Source organism: Sporosarcina newyorkensis (assembly GCF_900167515.1).
Lineage (GTDB): Bacteria > Bacillota > Bacilli > Bacillales_A > Planococcaceae > Sporosarcina > Sporosarcina newyorkensis.
This window is the reverse complement of record NZ_FUYJ01000009.1, coordinates 96,499-120,021: the sequence shown is the minus strand read 5'-3', so window position 1 is coordinate 120,021 and position 23,523 is coordinate 96,499. Positions and strand designations below refer to the sequence as shown.

The following is a 23,523-nucleotide window of genomic DNA, read 5'->3' as shown; positions in this document are numbered from 1 at the left end:
GCCCTCTCTTTTTCATTATAGATGATAAAAGAGATGATGCGCACAGTGAATGTGAAATCTAAAGAACATACATTGCAAATAGCTTGGAAGATGCTGATTTGGCTATTACTGGCTCAAATCATGGTGTCTTTTGTAGGTAGAAGTTTAGCACCTTTGACAATCTTAATCGGTGAAGATTTATCTTTATCTAATACACAAATTGGTTTGCTTCCAGCTGCTCTTTTTCTCGGTCAATCTTTGGCTGCTATTCCTTCTGGTCTGTTAGTGGATCGTTTAGGATCAAAAAAGCAGTTATTCGGTACAATAGCCTTGCTGGGGGTTAGCTTTATCCTCATATCCTTCACTACACAATTCTACTTGTTGTTGATAGTTGTGGTGATCGGGGGCGGGGCGTATGCCGCGATGCATCCAACGACAAATAGGGGAATCTTATATTGGTTTCCCCAGCGCAGCAGAGGGACGGCAATGGGAATAAAACAAATGGGGATTACAGCGGGCTCCGCGTTAGCTGCAATGTTTTTACTGCCATTGGCCAAAGAGCTTGGCTGGCGTCCTGCCTTGTTTATCAGTTGCCTTGTGCTGTTAGCTGTAGGAGTGTTGGTATCCTACCGATATCAAGATCCAGCTGATTCTATGGCAAAAAAAGATGCGCTTTTAACTAAAGGTAAATTTCAAGAAGACTTGCGAAAAATACTGCAAAATAAACAAGTTCTTTTATTGAGTATTAGTGCGATGGGTTTACAAGGCGCACAGCTATGCCTCACTACGTACATTATTTTGTTTGCTTTTGAAAAGCTTGAGATGACACTTATTCTGGCAGGCCTATTACTCGTATTGGCTGAAATAGGCGGCTCTGTTGGCAGGGTGGCTTGGGGAACAATCAGTGATAAGTACTTTGCGGGGAACCGGATGATCATTATGTTCATTGTAACGGTTCTGACAGGGATGTGTGCACTGGTATGTGCTGTGTTATTACCTGCAACTCCACTTATAGTTGTCTTGTGCACAGTCTTCATCTTCGGTTTTTCCATTTCAGGTTATAACGGAGTCTGGATGACAATTATAGTAGAGTTGGTGCAGAAGGAAAATTCGGGTATTGCTACAGGAGTCACTATCACAATCAGCTCTTGGGGTGTGTTAATCATACCTCCACTTTTTGGCTATATTGTAGATATAAGCGGATCCTTTTCAAAAGGTTGGCTATTCATAGCCTCTTTAATGGCAGTTGTCGTTCTGTTACTCAAACAAACAACCAATCATACAGAAGTGAAAGGAGTGGATGAAGTTGTCGACTGAAGAGGTAGTTCAATTACCGAACTTTGCATTCGTTCATTATTGTCATAAAACATACAGAGTTACCAATGAATTGTACCGCTGCATCGATCAGTTCTTTTCTACATACGGCATCGAGAATAGAACTGAAAGACGAAAACATCTTCTATCATTTTTGGAATATAGCAGCATCAAACAAACGGAAAATAAGGAACTGATAAATTGGGGAGGCAAAAGGTTGAAGAGTGAAATGGAGTCGTATTTAGAAGACTCCTTTGTTGTCTTATATATGAGAGAAAAAGCAGGATCTCCCGATTAAACAAAAGCCGCCCGAAAAGTCAGATGAAATGACTTCTCAGACGGCCTTCACATCAAAACTTCAAATGAAAAAACAAGCGCGAAAGTCCCTTCAGGATAATCGCCAAAGCAAACAATACAACGACGATTACTACGATGACTACCGCGATGGTCAGCAACAAGTTACTTGAAATAGCTGTTAGTAAGCCAGGCACAATTAAAATCAAGCCCAACACAGCATACGCAGCTAAAATCCCGGCTAGGAAAAGCCCCACATTACCTTCGTATTTCGACATACTTCTGCACCTCCTTACTGTAAGGTATGTTCCTTACAATAAGGAGGTGTAATGCAATGTACACGACTGCGCCAAAATCCTATTTCTGTATCATCCTAATTTAAGCGAATGAATAAATTGCCCATCGTAAAGCTTGGAGCGATTAGCCGCAGCTCTCACTCTAAAATTCTGTTTTATAGAGGAGTTGGGGAAGTTAAGCTAGTTTATCATCTGGCGTAATATCATTCGGTTCGTGTTCCAAATAATACTTGCCTTTTGTATAGACCGCTATGATAACAGTCAGCAAGGCAGCCAGCAAGGCAGCGAAGAAAGCAGCTGTAGATTGTAGGAAGATGCCCATGTAGCCAGATGCGGCAATCGTGCCGAATGCGCTGGCGGCTATCAATGAAACTACGCCAACAGGATTCCACTTATACAAAAACTCTTGACGTGCTACGTAGTAGGTCGGACCGATTTTTAATAACTTTTTAACAATGAGCGCGTCTGTTACCAAAATAGCAGCCCAAGAGAACAAGAAAACGCCTTGAAATGTCATTACGGTATCTAAGTGATTCACAATTCCGCCAAGCATTAATAAAATGGCTGAAATTGCAGAGACGACAACCCAAAACCGTCGGCCTGGGGTGAAACGGAAAATGTTCTCAAAGAAGTTGGATAGGGAGAGGGAACTACTGTAAATATTTGTGACGTTGATTCGCAATTGCGTCAGCATCGTGAACAATGCACCGCCGATCCCGAGCAATAGAACAATATAGACACCTGGATCTTTCTCTAAGAAGCGAACACCAAACCAAATACCAAGTCCACCCATCACGCCATAACAGAAAATCTGTGGGATAAAGCCTATCGCGATAGAACCGAACTTTCGATCCTCTGGGCGTAAAAAGCGAGCATAATCGGAAGCAAGCAATGCGGTCAGTCCCATAATTCCATTATGCATTCCGATGCAAAATAAAAGTGCTGTCCCACCGAACTGCACACCTTCAGGCATATAAGAGAAAACTGAACCAGTATACAAGGCGGGTTTCATAAATGAAACGACAATCGCGGTGATCAAGAACACGAGGAAAATAGGCATTGACCATTTTTGAAGTTTATCAAGCTGTTCTATTCCAAACCAATTTAGGGGGATAATAATGGTTCCAAACACGACGATTAAGATCCATTTTGGAAAGTCAGGCATGAAATGATGTACGGCCGAGACGAGGATTAATCCTTCGAATGCACAGTACATAATGAAGTTGGAGGCGTAAATTAAAGAAGTCAGAGACGAACCGATATAGCCAAATCCGCCACCGCGTGATAATAAATTAACATTCATGCCGGACTTGGCCGACAAATAGGAAATGACCGTACCGAGAAGTCCCGCCACGATGATGGCATAGATGGCAGAAACAATGGCATTTGGTGCACCGAATTGCAAAGCCATGACGCTTCCCATTTGAAAATAAAAAATGGCAGTTGCAATTCCGAACGTTATGTTCGTTATGCTCAGCCAACTTTTTGTACGATCTTCCAGAGGTACTCGATCCAATGAATAATCTCGGACCACCTCTTCTTTTACCAAATCATTAGGCAACGTTGTTTTTCCCGTTGTCATACACATCAGCTCCTTCTAGTAGTAGTCAACCCCTTCTGCCAGTATTTCTGGCGAATACTCATTCACATACATATGGAATGGTTAACCCGTTCATTAGATGAATTGACACTTTTTAATATTAACAATTACATAATGAAAAAATCAAGTGTATTATGCGTTTTATAATTAATGTGAGTATAAATGTCTATAAATTAATGTTTTAATACGAAAAAGAAGGTGAGTTTTAGAGAAAGATAGGTAATAAAAAATAAATTTTGTTACTGAATTTATGAAAATAGTGGAAACCCACATAGTTTTCATTCGCAGGGGACTCCATCATTCCCTTTTCATAACCCAACGCAAGAAAAGTAAATGATTAGAACGTAGAGAATGGGGAATGACTAAGTGAAAGGATATAATGAGGAGGAATACTTAATGAAACGTTTACTGATCACAACTGTATCTATTATGGCCATCGGTCTTGCAGCATGCGGAAATGATACAAATGAGCCGGTCGTCGATGAAGGAGCTACAACAACTCCGACTGAACAACCTGCAGACACGAATACTGATGGTACGGGAACAACAGATACGACTACAAACGGAACAAAAGATGAAACAGCGAGCGGAACAACTGACGATATGAAAGCTGATATGGACAAGCTTTCTTTCAGAGAGATAGAAGTAGAAATTTCTTATGGTAACGATATTGAATATGAAGCGGAAATTGAGCAGGATAGAAACGAACCCATCAAAGCGAAAGTAGAAGATGAGGTCAATCAAGTCTATTTAAAGGGGCAAGAAGCGTTTGATGATCTTTATCCTAAAGTCGAGCAACTACAGTTGACAAAAGATAGTACGAATGAAGAAACAATCAATCAAGTATTGAAAGCATTTGGGCTGAAATCGGACTATCAAAAGTTTGATGTAGAAATCAAATTTAATGATGGCAGTAAATTAGACATAGAAGAACGTAAATAATAAAAAAGAAGTGTCTCCATATAGTATGGAGACGCTTTTTTGTCGGTTTATAAATAGTAAAGTACCAAGGCTAGAAGCATTAATACAAAAGAGGGAAGTCCTGCCATGAAAAACCAAGCAGAACGAACTGACATGGCTTCGGATGGAACACGCATCGATTCAAGCGCCTCTCGCTGTCCTTTTCGTGCTAGAACCTTCTGCATGCTTTTCATGAAAAAGTCAAAGGATCCTGTACGGATAATAAAAACTATCCCACCTATTAACAACAATAATCCACTTACAAAAAATGAAACATTAATATAGCCTAGTAAAGACCACTGACCATAAATGAGCCATATAAAAATGAGTATTACAACTTGAGAAATAGAAAAAATAATAATATTTGATTTCATATAAATCCTTCTTTTCATAATAGAATTAATGACTACCATCTATCATACTAGAAGCAGGACTGGAAGTGTACAGACAACATGCAGTACTATTAAAATTAAGAAAATTTAGTTGATAGCGTTTACATCTATAAATTTTTCTTGTATAATGAATAAGCTAGTTCTTCAAACTATTTCAAAGGGGAGGTCAATGATTTGAAGAGTAAAAAGTGGCTTTTACTTATGGCGCTGACGTTAGTGCTCAGTATGTTCCTAGCTGCATGCGGCGGTTCGAAAGAAGAAGACAAGCCTGCGGCAGATAAGGACAAGGAGGATGATCAGGCAACTGAAAATCCAGCAGAAGAAGACGGAGAGCCGGATGCTGAACAAGTATTATACTTGGAGGAACGAAATGCGATTCCTTCTGTTGATTCTGCGATCGTTGAAGACCAAGTAGGCTTCAATGTGTTGAACAACGTCAATGAAGGTCTATACCGTTTGAACCAAGAAAACATTGCGGAACCGGCAATGGCTGCTGAAGAGGCGGAGGTAAGTGAAGATGGATTAACTTACACATTCAAGCTTCGCGATGCGAAATGGTCAGATGACACTCCTGTTACAGCAGAAGACTTCGTATTTGCATGGCAGCGTGCGATCGATCCTGCGACTGGTTCACCTTACGGACCATTCATGATGTCTGGCGTAATCAAAAATGCGACAGAAATCTCTGAAGAAAAGATGGAAGTGTCTGAGCTGGGGGTAAAAGCTATAGACGAAAAGACGTTTGAAGTAACACTTGAACGTCCGGTACCTTATTTCTTATCCCTTATGTCTTTTGGAACTTTTTATCCACAAAAAGAAGAATTCGTAACGTCTAAAGGCGATGCTTATGCAACAAATTCAGACGGTCTCCTATATAACGGTCCATTCATTTTAACTGATTGGGATGGAACGGGCGATAGCTGGACGTACAAGAAAAACGAACACTATTGGGATGCAGAAAACGTAAAGCTTGATGAAATTCATGTAAACGTTGTAAAAGATTCTGCTACTGCAGTTAAGCTTTATCAAGATAACAAGTTGGATTGGGCTAGAGTTACCGGTGATTTGGCTATGCAATACCGTGATGATAAAGAAGCGGTAATCGAACCTGAAACTTCTGTTTTCTACTTCAAGTTTAACCAAGAACGTGGTGGAGAAAAAACGCCACTTGCGAACGAAAATATCCGTAAAGCCATTGCGAAAGCTTTTGAAAAAAATGACATGGCGGATATAGTTATAGCTGATGGTTCAACACCTGCAAACTTCTTAGTACCTACTGATTTTGCATTTGATGAAAATGAGAAAGATTTCCGTGATTTGAGCGGAGACCACTTGGTATATAATGTGGAAGAAGCACAAGAACACTGGAAAAAAGGATTGGAAGAGCTAGGCGTGGATTCTCTTAAATTAGAAATCCTAGGTGGAGACACTGAGCTTTCTAAGAAAATGGATGAGTACTTCAAGTCTCAATTGGAAGGTAACCTAGAAGGTCTTTCGATTTCATTGAAAGAAGTTCCTTTCTCTGTACGTCTAGATTTGGATACGAACCAAGATTACGACATCCAAGTATCTGGATGGGGCCCTGATTTCCAAGACCCGATTTCGTTCCTAGATCTTTTTGTAACTGACGGACCAAACAACTTAATGTCTTATTCGAACTCTGAATACGATAAGTTGATTGAGGATACAAAAGGCGAATTGGCAGTGAAGCCGGCTGAACGTTATGAAGCGTTCGCAAAAGCTGAGAAAATCTTACTTGAAGATGACGCAGCCATTGCTCCAATTTACCAACGGAGTTTGGTTATTTTACAAAAGCCATACTATAAAGGTTTAGTAAGACATCCATTTGGAGCGGATTATAGCTATAAATGGGCTTATGTTTCAGGCAAGAAATAAGCTGTGTTAATTTCATAGGGGAGAGTATATGGGAGAATTTTTATACCATATACTCTCTTTTTAGTAAGGTCAAATAATTTCAAAATTTCTAAGGCACTTTTTATTGCGAATACACCGAATATTTTGTTGCCTATATTGTATCAAACCCTGGAGGTGTAACGTAAAGTGGTTAAATATATTGGAAAGCGCATTGTATATATGTTCATTACCCTGTTTTTGATTGCGACAGTCTCTTTTTTCCTGATGCAATCATTACCAGGTTCCCCGATTGCTTCGTATAGTAAGTTGAACGAAACACAAAGAGCAATAGTTGAAAAAAAATATGGGATCGATAAGCCGAAGCCTGTACAATACGCAATTTATATGAAAAATCTAGCGAAAGGTGATTTGGGAACTTCTTTTGCGTTTAAAGGAAAAAGTGTCAATGATTTATTGGCATCACGAATCAAACCTTCATTAATCTTGGGAGCGCAAGCGATGGTCTTTGGGACTCTCGTCGGAATCCTGTTAGGTATGCTTGCTGCATTGAAGCAAAATACATTTTGGGATTACGGAAGCACCTTTTTTGCGATACTCGGTATCTCCATTCCATCATTTGTTTTCGCGTCTTTGTTGCAGTATTGGATTGCTTCTCAATGGCATCTATTACCGGTCGGTCTGTGGAATGACGGTTGGAAATCAAGTGTCCTGCCATCGCTTGCACTCGCTATGGGGCCTCTTGCCCTATCCGCGCGTTTCATTCGGACTGAGATGATTGAAGTGTTAAGTTCGGACTATATTACATTGGCCAAAGCAAAAGGAGCAAATGGTTTCGAGATTGCATTTAAGCATGCATTCCGTAATGCGCTGATCCCTTTGATTACGGTTCTTGGACCATTGGCTGCAGGATTGGTTACCGGTTCGCTTGTCGTAGAACAAATTTTTGCAATTCCGGGAATCGGAGAACAATTTGTATCCTCCATCATGGTAAATGACCATGCCACAATCATGGGTACGACTTTGCTATTCTCAGCATTCCTCATCTTTATCATTTTTATCGTGGATATTTTATATGGTGTCATTGACCCTCGTATCCGCTTGTCTGGAGGTAAGGGATAATGCGCAATGAATTCGAACACGAACAACTGCCTCAAGAAGAATTTGAACGGATTACAATCGATAGTGATCAAGCAGAACGTATAGAAAAACCGAGTTTAAGCTTTTGGCAAGATGCCTGGCTACGTCTTCGGAAAAATAAAGCGGCGGTCGTCAGTGTAGTAGTGCTTTTACTGTTCCTCATTTTGGCGCTGATTGGCCCGCATTTGAATGGACATGCCGGGGATGCGCAAAACTTGCGGCACGCCAATTTACCTCCTAAGATTCCTGGTATTGAAAAAATGGGTATTTTCGATGGCGTCGGGAATTTAGCTGGAAAAAAGGTTGATTTGTATGAGATGAAGAAAGTCGATGAATATTATTGGTTTGGCACCGATGGACTTGGCCGTGATTTGTTTACACGTCTCTGGTTAGGTACTCAAGTATCCTTGTTCATCGCATTTGTTGCAGCAGCCATTGATATGGTGATTGGTGTAGCATATGGTGGGATCTCCGGATACTACGGCGGTCGGACGGATGATATTATGCAGCGGATTGTCGAGATATTGATTGGTATACCTACTCTAGTCGTTGTCATTTTAATGATTATGATTATGGATCCGGGGATTATGGCGATTATTATCGCGATTTCCATAACCGGATGGATTGGGATGTCACGTATTGTACGAGCTCAAACCTTGAAATATAAATCACAGGAATTCGTACTCGCATCACGAACACTAGGTTCAAAAGACGGTAAGATTATTACGAAGCACCTGTTACCGAATATGCTAGGGATCATCATCATCAATACAATGTTCACGATTCCGAATGCAATTTTCTTTGAAGCTTTCCTAAGTTTCATTGGGATCGGTCTTCAGGCGCCAGATGCTTCATTAGGTACGTTGATCAATGATGGCTATAAAGTGATGGAACACCAACCGTATATGTTATTATTCCCAGCACTTGTCATCAGTATTTTAATGATTGCCTTTAACTTGATTGGTGACGGATTGCGTGATGCACTAGATCCGAAGATGAAAGATTAAGAGGAGGAGAGCAAGTTGACTAAGATTCTACAAGTGAAAGACCTCGAGCTTTCCTTCCATACATTTGCAGGTGAAGTGAAAGCAATCCGGGGCGTGAATTTTGATTTGATTAAAGGGGAGACGCTTGCGATAGTGGGCGAGTCGGGATCGGGAAAATCTGTCACGACAAAGTCTATTATGCGTTTGCTACCTCAGTCGAGTGCTGAATATAAAAATGGGGAAATCTTGTTTGAAGGAAAAGATTTGACCAAGGTTTCAGAAAAAACGATGCAAAAGATTCGCGGGAAAGATATCTCGATGATTTTCCAAGACCCGATGACATCGTTGAATCCAACGATGACGATCGGAAAGCAAATCATGGAGCCTATATTGAAGCACCAGAAATTGAGTAAATCTAAAGCATTGGAGCAAACCATTAATTTATTGAACCTTGTTGGGATTCCGAATGCTGAAAGTCGCTATAAAATGTATCCACACCAATTTTCAGGAGGGCAGCGTCAGCGTATCGTCATTGCGATTGCGCTCGCCTGTAACCCGAAGATATTAATTGCCGATGAACCAACGACAGCTCTGGATGTTACGATTCAAGCGCAAATTCTAGAACTGATGAAAGAAATCCAGAAGAAAATCGATACATCCATCATTTTCATTACCCATGATTTAGGTGTTGTGGCGAACGTGGCAGATCGGGTGGCAGTCATGTACGGAGGAAAGATTGTGGAGATCGGAACCGTAGATGAAATATTCTATAATCCACAGCATCCATACACATGGGGATTGCTCAGTTCAATGCCATCCATGGATTTGGCGGATCAAAAGCTTTATGCCATTCCAGGTACCCCTCCAGATTTATTAAATCCTCCAAAAGGGGATGCTTTCGCGTTGCGTAGCGAGTATGCAATGAAGATTGACATGGAACGCCAGCCGCCATTTTTTAAAGTGAGTGACACGCATTACGCGGCAACATGGCTTTTACATCCGCAAGCACCTGAAGTGGAACCGCCAGCTGTCATTATCGAGCGGATGAAAACTTTCCCGGGTAGCCGATACTATGTCGAACAGACAGGGGGGAACGCATAATGGCGGAGCATTTAATTGAAGTGAAAAATTTAAAGCAATATTTCAATGTGGGCAAGTCATCCGAAGTCCGGGCGATCGATGATATTAGTTTCTCTATCAAACGCGGGGAAACTTTCGGGCTGGTAGGAGAGTCAGGCTGTGGTAAATCGACAACAGGCCGTACGATGATACGGTTGTACGATGCAACTGCAGGTCAAGTGCTTTATGATGGCCTGGATGTTCATGCGCCAAAAAGTCAGTCTGAAAACCAAACATTAAACCGAAAAATGCAGATGATTTTCCAAGATCCGTACGCATCATTGAATCCACGGATGAAAGTATTGGATATCATTGCAGAAGGTTTGGATATACACGGTTTAGTGAAAACAAAAAAAGAACGTAAAGAACGAGTTATCGAACTTCTGGAAACGGTCGGATTGAATAGGGAACACGCCGAACGCTATCCCCATGAATTCTCGGGGGGGCAACGGCAACGGATCGGGATTGCACGTGCACTGGCAGTGGATCCGGAATTCATCATTGCCGATGAGCCCATCTCTGCTCTAGATGTGTCCATTCAAGCGCAAGTAGTCAACTTGCTGAAGGAACTTCAGGAAGAAAAAGGCTTGACGTATTTGTTTATTGCCCATGATTTGTCGATGGTTAAATACATTTCAGATCGGATTGGCGTCATGTATTTCGGTAAGTTAGTGGAAATGGCACCAGCAGATGAATTGTATCGCAATCCGATGCACGCTTATACGAAATCATTACTGTCTGCGATTCCTCTTCCTGACCCAATCTATGAGCGTTCTCGTGTACGCCATCCTTATAATCCGAAAGATCATCAGTATGGCCCGGATGAAAAGGTAGAATTCCGCGAAATTGCTCCTGAACATTTTGTGTTGTGTTCGGAGAAGGAATTTAAGGAAATGCAAGCTGCACGAATGTGAATAATGATTAGCAAGTCCTCTGGCGAAACATCGCTAGAGGACTTTTTTTATTAAGTGAGGTGTAGGATACGCATGAGCGCACCAAAGTCAAGTCGAAGCGAACCAAAGCCGCGTCTGAGCGCACCAAAGTCATGTTAAAGCGAACCAAAGCTGCGTCTGAACGCACCAAAGTCATGTCAAAGCGAACCAAAGCCGCGTCGGCCCGCACCAAACCATCGTTAGACCGAACGAAACCCAATCCCAATCCCCTCCAATGAAAAACGGAGCGGCAGATGGTATTTGATCTGCCGCTCCGTTTTATTTATAACCCTAATTTTTGTTTTACTTCTTTAATTTGATCAATATGACGCAATTCGTGATAGCCGATGAACGGAATCCATTGTTTTAGATTCATCTCACCGAATACAGGGTGAGGGTAGGATTTTTCCTCTAATTGCGCATCAGATGTACTCTCAGCAAATTCCCGTAAGGTCGAGTGAGTTGCGTTGAGTTTGGCTTTTAATTCTTCCAGTGTTGCGGATTCTTCTGTAGGAGTTGCAAATTCTGGAGCTTGTACTTTCGTCGATCGATTGACTGTCAGCTCAATCGGTTTGTCGGCTACGTCCTTTTGCTCGCCTGAGGTAAGCTGTGCTTGTATAGTTTTGATGACGCCGCTTTCCATAAGATAAAGATGTTCAAGCACTTGTTTTATGGACCACTCGTTATCTGAAGGTTTTCGATTAATGTCTTCATCTGTTAAATCGCCGACTTGCGTCCATAATTCCTCGCGTGCTTGGTCATTGATCTTCATATACTTCACTCCTTTTTTTTATGGTACCATTTCATAGAGGGCAATGCTTCTTAGGGCTCTCAAGGAGAGGTGGAATTCAAATGAAACTTAACCAACCGAAAGTGACGGAACAATTAACTCCGGCAACGTTTCAAGATGTATGGCTAGAAGAGGATCCTTACCTTCAAAATTGCGTCGTACTTGATTCGAGGTTTGATGGAGAGATGGTGGAACGAGCTCAATTAACAAATATGCTCGTTAAAAACTCAAGTTTTCAACATGCGTCCCTACCGGATTTATTCATTACCGATGTACGATTTGAGAACTGTGACTTTTCCAATGCGGATTTAAGAGGGGTTAGTATACACCGTGCCAGTTTCCATAATTGCAAGATGCTTGGCGTAAACTTTGCGGATGCTCGCTTTACTGACGTTTTATTCGAGCAATGTATCGGCAATCTCTCGGCGTTCGTCCATGCGAAGTGGGAACGCGTGCTTTTTGAACAGTGCCAGCTTAAAGACGCGGATTTTTTCGACTGCAAACTGAAGCAAACGAAGTTTTCAATGTGTAATCTTGACAGTGCAAGTTTTGATGAAACCTCTTTAAAAGGAGTGGAACTGAGAAGCTCAGAATTCGAAAGTATGACCGTGTCGATGAAAGACTTGGAAGGATGCATCGTTTCTGTCCGGCAAGCCGTACAGTTTGCAGCGATGATGGGGTTGGATATTCGAGATGAATAAAGATAAAGCAGACCTGAGTTGAAAGGTCTGCTTTATTTTTGAATTAGTTAGTTTGTAAAACGTTCAATCAGCTCACGAGTCAAGGTGAACCGGGGTTCTGAGCTGTCACCATCTACATCCTCCACACCTATCACTACGGAAATGACACGCTTTCCATTAAACACACCAGTGCCTGCAAAACAAGAACCAGCAGCGTCGGTATAACCCGTCTTCAAACCATCTATTCCTGCCATTTGAAGTGGCATACCAAACAGCAGTAAGTTCGTGTTCCACATTTTTACATTTTGTTTTGAGGTAAAGCTTTGCATCTTGGTAAACTCTAATATTTCCGGATGTTTCTTAATCAATTTTTGCGCTAGCAATGCCACATCATAAGCAGACGCTAAATTGGTTTCGTCTTCACTGCGGCCTAAATAGCTGCCGTCTAGTCCAGATGAATTATAAAAAGACGTGTTTTTTAGTTTCAAGGCGTTAGCTTGCTTATTCATAATAGATACAAATTGATCTTCTGTTCCGCCCACCAGCTCGGCTAATGCGATGGCGGCATCGTTCGCGGAAATGACACTCATCGCTGTGAATAGCTCACGGACAGTATAGGTCTGATCAGCCGTCATACCGATTTTAGATGCACTCGTTAATGCATTCATATTCAGTACAGATGCGCTCGGTTGATATACAGTATCCCAAGAAAGTGCACCACTTTTTATTGAATTTAAGACAATGTATTGCGTCATAAGCTTCGTCATGCTGGCAATAGGTAAAGGTTCGGAACTATTATTCTTATATAAGACCTTATCTGTCTCTGCGTCCAGCAAAATCATTGCTTTAGCGGACACACTCCAATTTTCCTGCACTAGTTGATGGTCGTCCCATTTCGAAAAGGTGAAATAAATTCCACCTATTAAAATGAAGACCAACAGTAATTTTTTCACATGTACCCCGTCCTATTCAGTAAAGTAACTGACTTCAATTATGCATGATCAACCTGAAGAAAAGGTAAAGGTTTTTATGAAGAATTTATGAAGATGATTATAACGATAGTAAAAGGGCTAGGTTCTTTTCCACCTCATGACGGTCAGGAATAGAAAGGAGAATACGAATGCCGTTCCCAGTAAATAAAGTACACTGAATAAGAGTGAACTAGAACTTCCATTTATTTCGAAAAAAACGCCCATATTCAATTGAAAGTCTTCTATGACTGCGATCGGTGCGTTTGAGAAGGCTTCCTGAATCGGCCGGTCCATTAGCAATTGACGAAATAAGGCCGCTGAATGGGAAGTAGGAAAAAATTTTATGATGGTTTGCAAGTAAGCAGGCAAATTTCCAATAGGTATATAAATTCCAGCCAGAAATCCAAGTAATGTCCCGATTACCGTACTTGCAGCGGCAAACGCATTGGATGTTGTAAAGAAAGAAACTAGAAGTAAAATCATAGAACCGCTCGCCAATACGGATAATAGGCTGACCCCGATGATTTTTAGAAGCTGAGTGAAAGCTAATAATTCTCCACCTGAGAAAAATAGAACAACATTTGCTGTAAAGAGTACGACCAAACACATAAGGAAACCAATGAAGATGGAACTCATGACATAGCCGGCAAATAGAGAGGACCGTTTGATCGGAGAAGCGTAAAAGTCTAAGTAAGTGTGTGTCGAGCGATCCTCCACCATAACACCAAACGCGCCTAGCGTCGTGGTCACTGAAGTTACTGCTAAAATTCCGGCCAGAATCCATGATGTGAGAAGCCAACTTTTAGCCGGGAAATCGGGCAAACCTTCTGCCATTAAATCGCCAAGAAAGAATACATACAGAGCAATCAGGATGAAAACGGCAAGCAGTGAAAAAAACAATGCAGCCTTATCGCGGAAATAAACTAGTAAGTTACGTCTAGCAAATGCCAGCATCAGACGACCCATCCTTTCCGTTATGAATTTGGATGAATACATCGTCTAGACTTGATTTCATTACTTCAAAGGAAGTAATGTCATCTTGGTACTTTGCTAAAAGTGGAATTGCATCGGTCGTTCTTTGCAAGTTCAGAATGTATGAGGCATTTTCTTCACGAAATTCCAGTTGATCTGCCTGTAGTTGATTGCGAAACTGCGAATGGTTTGCTGCTGTGATAACCAGTCTATCAGCAGAATAGTCAGTTTTCAGTTGATTTGGCGTTCCTCTCGCGATAATCCTTCCTTCTTTCATTACAACAACAAAATCAGAATTAGCGGCTTCTTCAATATAATGAGTCGTTAAAAAAACTGTCATTCCTGTATCGCGTTGCAGTTGTAAGATCGTATTCCAAATCTGTTTTCGATTCTGGGGGTCCAGACCGGTAGTAGGTTCATCGAGCAATAAGATCTTTGGCTGATGGAGAAGGGCTCTGGCAATATCCACTCTTCTTTTTTGTCCGCCAGATAATTTACCGTACCGGCGTTCCAAAATAGCAGTTATATCAACAATCTCCGCTACTCTTCCAATAGCTGCTCCTCTTTCGTATTTTGACATTCTGTAAAATCGAGCTCGAAGGTCTAAATTCTCTCGCACTGTCAGAAGTGAATCCAATAAACTGTCTTGAAAAACAACACCAATCTCTTTGCGTATTGATTCATCATCTTTCCCAACTGTTAAGCCATTTACTTTCACATCTCCTGTATCATGTTGCAAGAGTGTTAAAATTATTGAAATGGTAGTGGATTTACCTGCACCGTTTGTTCCTAAAAATGAAAAGAGACTTCCTTTCTCTACATAGAAACTAATATCTTGGACAGCATGGACAGAACCATAAGATTTTTGTAACCCGTTAACTTCTATAATTTTAAGCATTTGCATCACTCCTCGTATTCGAAATCACTTTATTGATCTCTCGCTCGGCTCCCTTATTATTCATATAAATCATGGTGTTGACGAAGGCATATGCTAATAGACCGCATACGGTAACCGGTACAATATAGAACGAGTGAAAAGGGTACACCTTAAATGCAGCACCTGCTATAAGTAGAACGACTATGACGCAGCCTAGTTCAATTAAATGAATAAGCCAGGGCTGCTCTACCGGTAATTGATGGGATATGAAAATTAACAAGGTGATCATGGTGGAGATTATAAATAGATAGGCGGTCATCCTTTCAGTTAATGGCGGGAAAATATTGAACATCCGAAATAGGTAATAAAATATAGAGCTAAAAGTAAATGCAAAGCAGGTAGCACTAATATAGATAATTGTACGATTCAAGTTATTCACCTCACCCTAGAAAATGTTTTCGAAATGATTTTACATAATGACGATTGACAATCACTTTTTCACCGTTCGATAAGGAGGCCTCAAACCGTCCATTTATGAGAGCTTTCACGTTTTCAATCTTGGAAGTATTCACGATAAAGTTTTTGCTGATTCTTAAGAAACGGGTATTTACTAGCTGTTCCTCGAACTCATATAATTTTTTGTCACTTTCAAAGACCTCACGGTCGGTGTATAGGAAAGTCGTATCATTTACTGACTCGATATAAAGCAGTTCATCTGAAATTATTGGGTACGTATTGCCATCCTTTTTGCCATGAATCGAGAACATCATTTGATTAATCTGTTGAATCAAGCGGGAAAGACGCTCATCAACTTCGGGGCAATTAATCATAATTTCAACATCTCTAAATTCGTGTGATTCATTTATTTTTAGCCGTATGGTTACCACCCCTTCGTTATCATCTTGGATGAATCGTACCATTTCATTAGAGACGGAACAATGCAATATAGGTGTCTTGCATGAAACGACAGGTGACTTGCATTTTGGATTGGTGTCCGACTCTTCGAAATAATCCATATTGACTTTCTTTTTATTCAAACGTACCATTAGAACCATACAAGTTACATAGGAGCCTTCACAATCCTGCCGTGAGTTCAATACAGATGAATGGAGAGATATAATATGTTTATGCTTAAAGTGACGGATCAAATTTCATTGAAATTGCTAGGGCAACGAGATGCGAATGAGCTATATGATCTCGTGGACGATTCCAGAGGGAACTTACGTCAATGGCTGCCATGGGTAGATTCCATGATAGAACCTGAACAGTACGGCCCAATTATTTCAGCATGGCTGGAACAATTTGCTGCGGAGGATGGCTTTCAGGCTGGCATTCTCTTTAACGGAAATCTGGCTGGGATGGCAGGGTTTCATTCGGTGAACCAAGCTAATAAACAGACGAGTATCGGCTATTGGCTGGCAGAACCTTATCAAGGGAACGGCATCATGACAGAGGTCGTCAGGTCGTTGCTGGACTATGCATTTGACGAGTACGTATTGCACCGCGTGGAAATCAGATGCGGTACGGGAAATGAAAAGAGTAGGGCAATCCCCGAACGTCTTGGATTTATTGAAGAAGGAGTTCTTCGTGATGCTGAATTTCTCTATGATCATTATCATGATATAATTGTCTATAGTATGCTTAATGAAGATTGGAAGAAGAGTAGAGAGTAAGCGTAATGAAAGGATGAAGAATATGAAATTCGAATTTCAGCAAATTGTCCAATGGATTTTGCTAGTTGCTTTTCTCATCCTGCTCATTTCATTTGCAGTAATATCTTTAGACAGCTATACATTCGACGCTTATTTCATGAGGTCAATGCCCATCGCTGTCCTTACGGGATGTACGGCGATTGGACTGGGTCTTGCAGTGAGCTGGAAGAATCGTTAGAGTTGCCTTGAAAATACGCGGTGTCCTTTGAAATCGGACTCCGCTTTTTTTGTTTCGATAATAATGTGTACTTTTACAATCTCTCGTCAGTCAAGGTGTGCAAACTGAGTTGGGGGATAATTGGGAATGCACTTCTCTTCTTCTTGTAAGTTTCCTCACGGCTTGCTATGATGAAGAAATATCAACTTAGACTGATTGCGGGTGAGAGAACATGAAGAAGGAATCCATTACATTAATACTGTTGTTGTCCAATTTGCTAATTGCTTTTTTAGGGATTGGTCTCGTAATACCTGTTATGCCGACATTGATGAATGAACTGCATATATCGGGTACAGGGGTCGGATACATGGTCGCCATTTTTGCGATGGCACAGTTGCTCGTGTCGCCTTTTTCAGGAAGATGGGTTGATACAGTCGGAAGAAAAAAGATGATTGTCATCGGCTTGGTCATTTTTAGTGCATCTGAATTTTTATTTGGGATCGGACAAACTTTGCCGGTATTATTCATATCACGGATTTTAGGTGGAGTGAGTGCCGCGTTTATTATGCCGGCAGTTACAGCCTTCATCGCGGATATCACGACGATGGAAACACGGTCAAAGGCGTTAGGTTTTATGTCTGCTGCCATCTCTACAGGTTTTATCATCGGACCTGGAATAGGTGGTTTTTTGGCAGGATTCGGTACTCGGGTTCCTTTCTTTTTCGCAGGAGGTCTTGCATTGTTCGCGGCTGTATTTTCATTGATCATGCTGCGTGAGCCTGCTCGTTATCAAGAAGCTGTGGCGGAAGATGAAAGCAAGCCAGGATTGAAGCGGATATTTGCGCGCCAGTACTTTATCGTGTTTGTAATTATCTTTATTTTGTCATTTGGACTGGCTTCATTTGAATCGATTTTCAGTTTGTTTGTCGATCATAAATTTGGTTTTACACCAACAGATATAGCGATTATTATTACGGGCAGTGGTATCGTAGGGGCACTTGCACAAGTATTGCTGTTCGATAAGCTTTCCAGGATGATAGGGGAAAAACGGCTGATTTTCTTCTGTCTTGTTTTTTCGGCATTGCTCGTGTTTTTAGCTACATTCGTTAGGGGTTATTTTATGGTGTTGCTTGTGACGATTATCATTTTTGTAGGATTTGATTTGATTCGTCCGGCTGCAACCTCGTATTTATCAAAAATTGCCGGGAATGAGCAAGGCTTTGTCGGTGGGATGAATTCGATGTTTACCAGCATCGGTAATGTATTTGGACCTATTATTGGTGGTGCATTATTTGATGTTAATGTGGATTATCCTTTTTACTTTGGCGCATTTGTATTGTTCCTCGGTGTTGTACTGAATTATCTATGGATCAAGCGAACGCCTGCTTTTAAGGCGAATGTATGACGATGTGTTGGGGGAGATTGCATTGACGATTATTGGATTTGTACGTCATGGACAGACAGCTTGGAATAAGGAAGGCCGTGTTCAGGGGAGCTCGAATATTCCGTTGAATGATGAAGGTGTCCAGGCCGCTGAAAAATTGGCAACTCGACTTGAAGGAGAACACTGGGATGTTATTGTCACGAGTCCTATGAATCGTGCAAAACATACAGCAGAGATTCTCGCTGCTCGTATGCCGAATGTGAAAGTGGTGGAAGATGACCGTGTGCGAGAAAGAAGCAGTGGTCTAATCGAAGGTACGACAGAACAAGAACGTGTGCGGAAATGGGGTCCCGATTGGCGTGAACTGAATATGCAGTTCGAAACTGCGGATAGTGTAGTTGCTAGAGGTATGGAGTTTGTAGAAGAGCAGATTCATATGAACCCGGATAAACGAATTCTCGTTGTAAGTCACGGAAGTTTTATTAAACGGATGATTGTCACTTTGCTTGAGGATGACCGATATGCGGTAACGATCGACAATACGTCACTGACTATCATTGATGTTGAAGGGAAAAGTTGTTCGCTGTTGAATTGTACAGCACACTTGGCAGGAGGAACAAATGGAGATTCAGTATGAGTTAACAGAAGAAGATGTCGTTGCTTTTAATTTATATCACGTTAAGAATTCTAAAGTGGGAAAAAATTCATTGCAGTGGCAACGCTACATATCGCCTTTGATTTTTCTACTCTTCGCCTATTTTTTATCCGTATTTACAGATATGGCACGGGGACCGCTATTTGCTACATTTACGGTAACGGCTATTGCCTGGGTGATCGTATATCCGAAGTATTTTTACTTTCACATCACAAGGCAAGTTCGGAAAATGTTGAAAGAGGGGAAGAATGAGGGCCTTGTCGGTAAGCATTTTATGAAGATGAATAAATCAGGAATGACGGATACTACATCTACAGGTGAAACGAATGTCCAGTGGGCAGGTGTTAAGAGCATCATAGAAGATGCGAATTACTTTTATATTTACACGAGTACGGTCAGCGCGTACATATTACCCAAACGAGATTTGTATTCAGCGGATGCTGTGAAATCTTACGTAGAGAAACGGCTTGTTATCTAGCAATAGAGCCGAGTTGCGGAAACTAATAGGGGCGTCTTGTTCGTTGCATTCGTATGCGATGAACAGGACGCCTTTATAATTGAAAAGATTATATCCAGCGCATTATTTAGTAGGTTTCATTTCTCTTAAGCCAATTTTCATTGCAGCAATCGCACTTGTTACATTCAAGACGACCGCAATACCTAAAAATAGCCACTTTACCTTTTCAGGAAGATCGAGAATGATCGCTAAAATTAGAAATGTAAAGCCAACTGCGAGCATGATCAAATAGGTCAACATTTTTTTAGACAAGACTAATCCGCCTTTCTTATTTTCTACCTTTATTGTAGCACGAAACTCGCTGTCATTTTATGTGAGATTTTTAGGAGAGCTTGTCGAACAAATCCCCAAAAATCGGAAACAATTATGTCGGGACATAACTGATATAAGGTTTGATTCCGGCCGATAGGGGAATAATAAATTCAAAATAGGAATGGGAGTGCAGATAATGACGAAAAGTTATGCGGATCAACCCGGTAATCAAGATGAAAACAATAAAAAACCATCTGAAGTGGCAAATGATGCAGCAAAAGAAGCTGAAAAACAAGTTGAGGAAATAAAGAAAGAGGCAAGAGAGCAAGTAAAGGCAGACCGAGATAAAGAATAAAGACAACAAGCGATTATTTCCCCGGAAATAATCGCTTGTTTTACATATTTCATACGGTAACTGTCATTTTAGCAAATGATGCAACATACGGTCTTTATCATCAAAGAACTGCTTCATGATTCGATAATGGCTAGTTTCTTCAAGAGTCGTTTCCTGAGCACCTTCATCAGTGAATTCTACAATTTTTGCATCGGGGTAGGATAACAGGATAGGTGAGTGTGTGGCGATGATGAATTGGGAGCCTTCTCCGACCAAGTCATGAATTCGACTTAGCATGGAAAGTTGTCGCAACGGTGAAAGTGCAGCTTCCGGCTCGTCCAATAAGTAAATACCATTTCCTCTGAAGCGATGAATGAACGTAGACCAAAAAGATTCGCCGTGAGATTGTTCATGCAAAGATACGCCTCCGTAGCCATCTATAATCCGAGGGCTGTTTCCTGGTGCGTTATCCAATTCTTCAATCGTTGTTGCGAGGTTATAAAACGTTTCGGCACGCAGAAAAAAACCATCAGTTGGACGGATTACGCCTTTAATCAATGTTATATATTCCTCTAATACAGAATGTGAATCATAGGTGGAAAAGTTGAAGTTTAAAGATCCGCCTTCAGGGTTAAACCCTGCAGCTACAGCCGCTGCTTCTAGTAACGTTGATTTTCCCATGCCATTCTCTCCGACAAAAAATGTCACGTTCCGATGAAAATCCAGTTCATCCAGCGTCCGAATACTTGGTAAATCAAAAGGATATGAGTTAAACGAGGGAACAATGTCCCGTTTTAACCGCATCGCTTTCATAAATTGTGTATTCAGCATAAATTCACTCCCTATTCTAAAATTTATAATCAGTTGGCAAGCAACTTCAAAGCATATCTACCAGCAAATTGTTAGACTAATTGTAGCATGGCGAAGGGAGAGAGTCTAAATGGCAAAAGATATCCATTCATTAGCAGGTAAAACAGCAATCGTTACAGGAGCGAGTGGAGGGATTGGTGCTGCAATCGCCAAAGAGTTGGCAAAAGAAGGAGCGAATGTAGTATTAGCTGCACGTCGCGAGGAGCAATTGAAAGCTGTGGCGAAAGAGATAAATAGTACGAATCAAGGTCAGGCACTGGCCGTTCCGACAGACATCGCGAATGAATCAGAGGTAAAGGAACTGGCAAAGCGTGCGAACGAAGCATTTGGTTCCATAGATATTTATGTCAATAATGCTGGTCAGATGCTATCTGCTACCGTACGTGACAGAGAAGTAGAGCAATGGGAGCGTATGATTGATGTCAATATTAAGGGTGTGCTGTATGGAATTGACTCTGTTTTGCCAGGCATGGTAGAGCGGTCAAGTGGCCATATTATCAATATTGCATCCGTTTCGGGCTTTGAAGCGACGAAGAAAAGTACTGTATATAGTGCTACGAAATTTGCAGTGAGAGCAATTTCAACAGGGCTTGAAAAAGAACTTGCACGGACAGGAGTACGTGTGACGAATATTTCCCCGGGCATGGTCGATACCCGTCTAAGCTCTAGTATGACGGATAGAAAAAAATTAGAAGCAGAAGATATTGCCAAAGCAGTCGTTTATGCAGTGAAACAACCTGAGTACGTCAATGTGAATGAAATTACTGTTCGGCCTGTATAAGAAAGGAGACAAGTGCAAGTGAATAATAAAATTGTGTTTTTTGATTTAGATGGAACTTTGATGAGTCATGATAAAACGATTTTAGACTCAACAAAGGTAGCGTTGAAAGCTTTGCAGAATAAAGGGATACACACGGTCATTTGTACGGGGAGAGCGCCGTTGATGTTCGAATGGCTGCTAGATGAGCTTTCATTTGATTCATATGTATCGATGAATGGGCAGCATGTTGTGTTTGGTGGAAAAGAAATCTTTTCTAACCCGATGAAGCGCGAAGATATGCAGAAGTTGACGGAGCTTGCCAATGAAAAAGGACATGGACTGACATACTCTACATTTGATAATTTTGTCACGAATGCGTCTGAACATCCACTGATCACTGCAGGTACGACTCGATTAAAAATCCCGTACCCTCCAGTAGATAAGGAAATTTGTTCGCATTCCCACATCAACCAAGTTCAGATCTATTGCGAGCCTGAAGAAACTGAGCAGTATATGCAACTATTTAATGATTATTCTTTTGTTCGATGGGATGAATGCTCGGTGGATATGCTCCCAAATGGTGCGTCTAAAGCGATCGGGATTCAAAAAATGCTGGAACATTTGAATATTCCAATCGAGAACAGCTACGCATTTGGCGATGGACTGAATGATATGCAAATGATCGAGACAGTCGGCACAGGCATTGCGATGGAGAATGCGATTCCAGAGCTTAAAGAAGTGGCAGACCACGTGACAGCATCTTGTTCGGAAGACGGAATTTTGAAGGGATTACTTGAAGTCGGTCTGTTAGAAGAAAAAGACGTTCCGTTGTTACAGGGAATTCAGAAATAAGATAAAGCTCCGATACGAACAACTGTAGATGCAAGTAGATTCACAAATCAACCTTGACAATTTTGTGAACATTAGGTATATTTATTTGATACACAAATATAAAAATGTTTATGAATGTATTCTAATTTAGATTTAATAGGTTGGCGTATTTCAAGGGGAGGCTTCATTTGGAATGAAACGTGAAAAGCAGTGCCGGGAATCAAGAGTCGTTCGAACGAGCAGAATCTTTCCCAATGATGTCAACAATCATAATACATTGTTCGGTGGTCGTTTAATGAGTGATATTGATCAAATCGCATCGATTTCAGCAGCTCGGCATAGTAGGGCCGACTGCGTAACGGCTTCCATGGATTCCGTGGATTTTCTGCATCCGATTCGTCCTTCAGATTCCGTTTGTTTTGAATCCTATGTGACGTGGACAGGGAAATCATCGATGGAGATTTTTGTGAAGGTCATCGCAGAAGACTTGGCAAGTGGTGATTGTAAAATAGCTGCTACCTCTCTATTAACCTTCGTTGCATTGGATGAGGATAAAAAACCATTGGCCGTTCCACAAGTCATCCCAGAGACAGAAGAGGAAAAATACTTGCATGAGACAGCGCCGCAAAGAGCTGAAATTCGTAAAATGAGAAAGCAACAAAGTAAAGACTTAGCAACTGTTTTGACGAATAACTACCCTTGGCATGATCCTGTACAAGTAAAAGTATAACGAAGCTCAGTCAACAATAAATGTTGACTGAGCTTTTTAGTGAGGACGTATAAAATGCTGCACAGCTGTCCACACTATTATCAGATAGGATGTTCTCTAATCAATTTCAGTAGAGGATACCTATCTTTTTTTGTTATAAATGACGTT

General features: G+C 41.1%; 28 protein-coding genes. 18 read left to right on the top strand and 10 right to left on the bottom strand.

Annotated elements, in window-relative coordinates:
- The first annotated feature begins 36 nt into the window (after positions 1–36).
- Both B5D59_RS15585 and B5D59_RS15580 read left to right on the top strand, forming a co-directional pair.
- The gene (locus B5D59_RS15585; protein WP_245799548.1) at positions 37–1,296 is read left to right on the top strand and encodes an MFS transporter; all 1,260 of its coding nucleotides are present in this window, start codon (positions 37–39) and stop codon (positions 1,294–1,296) included.
- Complete coding sequence (locus B5D59_RS15580) at positions 1,286–1,591, top strand: hypothetical protein (RefSeq protein WP_040759862.1); 306 nt, start codon at positions 1,286–1,288, stop codon at positions 1,589–1,591. The genes B5D59_RS15585 and B5D59_RS15580 overlap by 11 nt, the downstream gene beginning before the upstream one ends.
- A 52-nt stretch (positions 1,592–1,643) precedes the next feature.
- Here the strand turns inward: B5D59_RS15580 and B5D59_RS15575 are convergent, their stop codons facing one another.
- Together B5D59_RS15575 and B5D59_RS15570 are read right to left on the bottom strand one after the other, a co-directional pair.
- The gene (locus tag B5D59_RS15575; RefSeq protein ID WP_009498727.1) at positions 1,644–1,865 is read right to left on the bottom strand and encodes a hypothetical protein; all 222 of its coding nucleotides are present in this window, start codon (positions 1,863–1,865) and stop codon (positions 1,644–1,646) included.
- A 193-nt stretch (positions 1,866–2,058) separates the two neighbouring features.
- Complete coding sequence (locus B5D59_RS15570) at positions 2,059–3,465, bottom strand: purine-cytosine permease family protein (protein ID WP_078818590.1); 1,407 nt, start codon at positions 3,463–3,465, stop codon at positions 2,059–2,061.
- Between the two features lie 414 nt (positions 3,466–3,879).
- Here B5D59_RS15570 and B5D59_RS15565 point away from each other — a divergent pair, with 414 nt between their 5' ends.
- Positions 3,880–4,425, top strand: a complete 546-nt coding sequence (locus B5D59_RS15565; protein ID WP_078818589.1) for a YusW family protein — start codon at positions 3,880–3,882, stop codon at positions 4,423–4,425.
- A 47-nt stretch (positions 4,426–4,472) separates the two neighbouring features.
- Here the strand turns inward: B5D59_RS15565 and B5D59_RS15560 are convergent, their stop codons facing one another.
- On the bottom strand, positions 4,473–4,817 hold the full coding sequence (locus B5D59_RS15560; protein WP_176132609.1) for a DUF3899 domain-containing protein: 345 nt from the start codon (positions 4,815–4,817) through the stop codon (positions 4,473–4,475).
- A gap of 192 nt (positions 4,818–5,009) precedes the next feature.
- On the opposite strand from B5D59_RS15560, the gene B5D59_RS15555 reads away from it, so the two are divergent.
- From B5D59_RS15555 to B5D59_RS15535, 5 genes are all read left to right on the top strand, one after another.
- A complete protein-coding gene (locus B5D59_RS15555) occupies positions 5,010–6,731 on the top strand; it encodes a peptide ABC transporter substrate-binding protein (protein WP_078818587.1) in 1,722 nt (573 codons plus the stop codon).
- Between the two features lie 165 nt (positions 6,732–6,896).
- Positions 6,897–7,829 (top strand): oligopeptide ABC transporter permease, encoded by a 933-nt coding sequence (gene opp3b, locus B5D59_RS15550; RefSeq protein ID WP_009498722.1) that lies wholly within the window; start codon positions 6,897–6,899, stop codon positions 7,827–7,829.
- The gene (gene opp3C, locus B5D59_RS15545) at positions 7,829–8,854 is read left to right on the top strand and encodes an oligopeptide ABC transporter permease (RefSeq protein WP_009498721.1); all 1,026 of its coding nucleotides are present in this window, start codon (positions 7,829–7,831) and stop codon (positions 8,852–8,854) included. The genes opp3b and opp3C overlap by 1 nt, the downstream gene beginning before the upstream one ends.
- Positions 8,855–8,869: 15 nt before the next feature.
- The gene (locus B5D59_RS15540; RefSeq protein ID WP_009498720.1) at positions 8,870–9,934 is read left to right on the top strand and encodes an ABC transporter ATP-binding protein; all 1,065 of its coding nucleotides are present in this window, start codon (positions 8,870–8,872) and stop codon (positions 9,932–9,934) included.
- Complete coding sequence (locus B5D59_RS15535; RefSeq protein ID WP_009498719.1) at positions 9,934–10,866, top strand: ABC transporter ATP-binding protein; 933 nt, start codon at positions 9,934–9,936, stop codon at positions 10,864–10,866. The genes B5D59_RS15540 and B5D59_RS15535 overlap by 1 nt, the downstream gene beginning before the upstream one ends.
- Positions 10,867–11,167: 301 nt before the next feature.
- On the opposite strand, the gene B5D59_RS15530 is transcribed toward B5D59_RS15535, so the two are convergent.
- Entirely contained in the window at positions 11,168–11,656 is a 489-nt protein-coding gene (locus B5D59_RS15530) for a DinB family protein (protein WP_078818586.1), read from the bottom strand.
- 80 nt (positions 11,657–11,736) lie between these two features.
- Here B5D59_RS15530 and B5D59_RS15525 point away from each other — a divergent pair, with 80 nt between their 5' ends.
- Positions 11,737–12,375 carry a pentapeptide repeat-containing protein gene (locus tag B5D59_RS15525; RefSeq protein ID WP_040759859.1) on the top strand — a complete coding sequence of 213 codons (639 nt, stop codon included), beginning with the start codon at positions 11,737–11,739 and terminating at the stop codon, positions 12,373–12,375.
- A 47-nt stretch (positions 12,376–12,422) separates the two neighbouring features.
- On the opposite strand, the gene B5D59_RS15520 is transcribed toward B5D59_RS15525, so the two are convergent.
- From B5D59_RS15520 to B5D59_RS15500, 4 genes are all read right to left on the bottom strand, one after another.
- Positions 12,423–13,307, bottom strand: coding sequence for a D-alanyl-D-alanine carboxypeptidase family protein (locus B5D59_RS15520; RefSeq protein WP_009498716.1), 885 nt, complete (start codon positions 13,305–13,307; stop codon positions 12,423–12,425).
- 117 nt (positions 13,308–13,424) lie between these two features.
- Positions 13,425–14,279 carry an ABC transporter permease gene (locus tag B5D59_RS15515; protein ID WP_078818584.1) on the bottom strand — a complete coding sequence of 285 codons (855 nt, stop codon included), beginning with the start codon at positions 14,277–14,279 and terminating at the stop codon, positions 13,425–13,427.
- The gene (locus B5D59_RS15510; protein ID WP_217698597.1) at positions 14,263–15,201 is read right to left on the bottom strand and encodes an ABC transporter ATP-binding protein; all 939 of its coding nucleotides are present in this window, start codon (positions 15,199–15,201) and stop codon (positions 14,263–14,265) included. The genes B5D59_RS15515 and B5D59_RS15510 overlap by 17 nt, the downstream gene beginning before the upstream one ends.
- Positions 15,202–15,614: 413 nt before the next feature.
- A complete protein-coding gene (locus tag B5D59_RS15500; protein ID WP_176132608.1) occupies positions 15,615–16,190 on the bottom strand; it encodes a LytTR family DNA-binding domain-containing protein in 576 nt (191 codons plus the stop codon).
- 105 nt (positions 16,191–16,295) lie between these two features.
- On the opposite strand from B5D59_RS15500, the gene B5D59_RS15495 reads away from it, so the two are divergent.
- From B5D59_RS15495 to B5D59_RS15475, 5 genes are all read left to right on the top strand, one after another.
- Positions 16,296–16,847, top strand: coding sequence for a GNAT family N-acetyltransferase (locus B5D59_RS15495; RefSeq protein ID WP_078818580.1), 552 nt, complete (start codon positions 16,296–16,298; stop codon positions 16,845–16,847).
- A 22-nt stretch (positions 16,848–16,869) separates the two neighbouring features.
- On the top strand, positions 16,870–17,064 hold the full coding sequence (locus tag B5D59_RS15490) for a hypothetical protein (RefSeq protein WP_040759855.1): 195 nt from the start codon (positions 16,870–16,872) through the stop codon (positions 17,062–17,064).
- Between the two features lie 211 nt (positions 17,065–17,275).
- Entirely contained in the window at positions 17,276–18,448 is a 1,173-nt protein-coding gene (locus B5D59_RS15485) for an MFS transporter (RefSeq protein ID WP_078818579.1), read from the top strand.
- A 22-nt stretch (positions 18,449–18,470) separates the two neighbouring features.
- Positions 18,471–19,064, top strand: coding sequence for a histidine phosphatase family protein (locus tag B5D59_RS15480; protein WP_078818628.1), 594 nt, complete (start codon positions 18,471–18,473; stop codon positions 19,062–19,064).
- A complete protein-coding gene (locus B5D59_RS15475; protein WP_009498707.1) occupies positions 19,048–19,560 on the top strand; it encodes a YcxB family protein in 513 nt (170 codons plus the stop codon). The genes B5D59_RS15480 and B5D59_RS15475 overlap by 17 nt, the downstream gene beginning before the upstream one ends.
- A 102-nt stretch (positions 19,561–19,662) precedes the next feature.
- On the opposite strand, the gene B5D59_RS15470 is transcribed toward B5D59_RS15475, so the two are convergent.
- On the bottom strand, positions 19,663–19,851 hold the full coding sequence (locus B5D59_RS15470) for a hypothetical protein (protein ID WP_078818578.1): 189 nt from the start codon (positions 19,849–19,851) through the stop codon (positions 19,663–19,665).
- 196 nt (positions 19,852–20,047) lie between these two features.
- Between B5D59_RS15470 and B5D59_RS18330 the strand changes: the two genes are divergently transcribed.
- Positions 20,048–20,206, top strand: a complete 159-nt coding sequence (locus B5D59_RS18330) for a hypothetical protein (RefSeq protein WP_171805946.1) — start codon at positions 20,048–20,050, stop codon at positions 20,204–20,206.
- 63 nt (positions 20,207–20,269) lie between these two features.
- Here B5D59_RS18330 and B5D59_RS15465 read toward each other — a convergent pair whose 3' ends face one another.
- Positions 20,270–21,016 (bottom strand): AAA family ATPase, encoded by a 747-nt coding sequence (locus B5D59_RS15465; protein ID WP_009498704.1) that lies wholly within the window; start codon positions 21,014–21,016, stop codon positions 20,270–20,272.
- 121 nt (positions 21,017–21,137) lie between these two features.
- Here B5D59_RS15465 and B5D59_RS15460 point away from each other — a divergent pair, with 121 nt between their 5' ends.
- The 3 genes from B5D59_RS15460 (at position 21,138) to B5D59_RS15450 (ending at position 23,376) form a co-directional block, all read left to right on the top strand.
- A complete protein-coding gene (locus B5D59_RS15460; RefSeq protein WP_139366035.1) occupies positions 21,138–21,836 on the top strand; it encodes an SDR family oxidoreductase in 699 nt (232 codons plus the stop codon).
- Between the two features lie 18 nt (positions 21,837–21,854).
- Positions 21,855–22,667 carry a Cof-type HAD-IIB family hydrolase gene (locus tag B5D59_RS15455; protein ID WP_078818577.1) on the top strand — a complete coding sequence of 271 codons (813 nt, stop codon included), beginning with the start codon at positions 21,855–21,857 and terminating at the stop codon, positions 22,665–22,667.
- 172 nt (positions 22,668–22,839) lie between these two features.
- Entirely contained in the window at positions 22,840–23,376 is a 537-nt protein-coding gene (locus B5D59_RS15450) for an acyl-CoA thioesterase (RefSeq protein ID WP_009498701.1), read from the top strand.
- Positions 23,377–23,523: the final 147 nt, after the last annotated feature.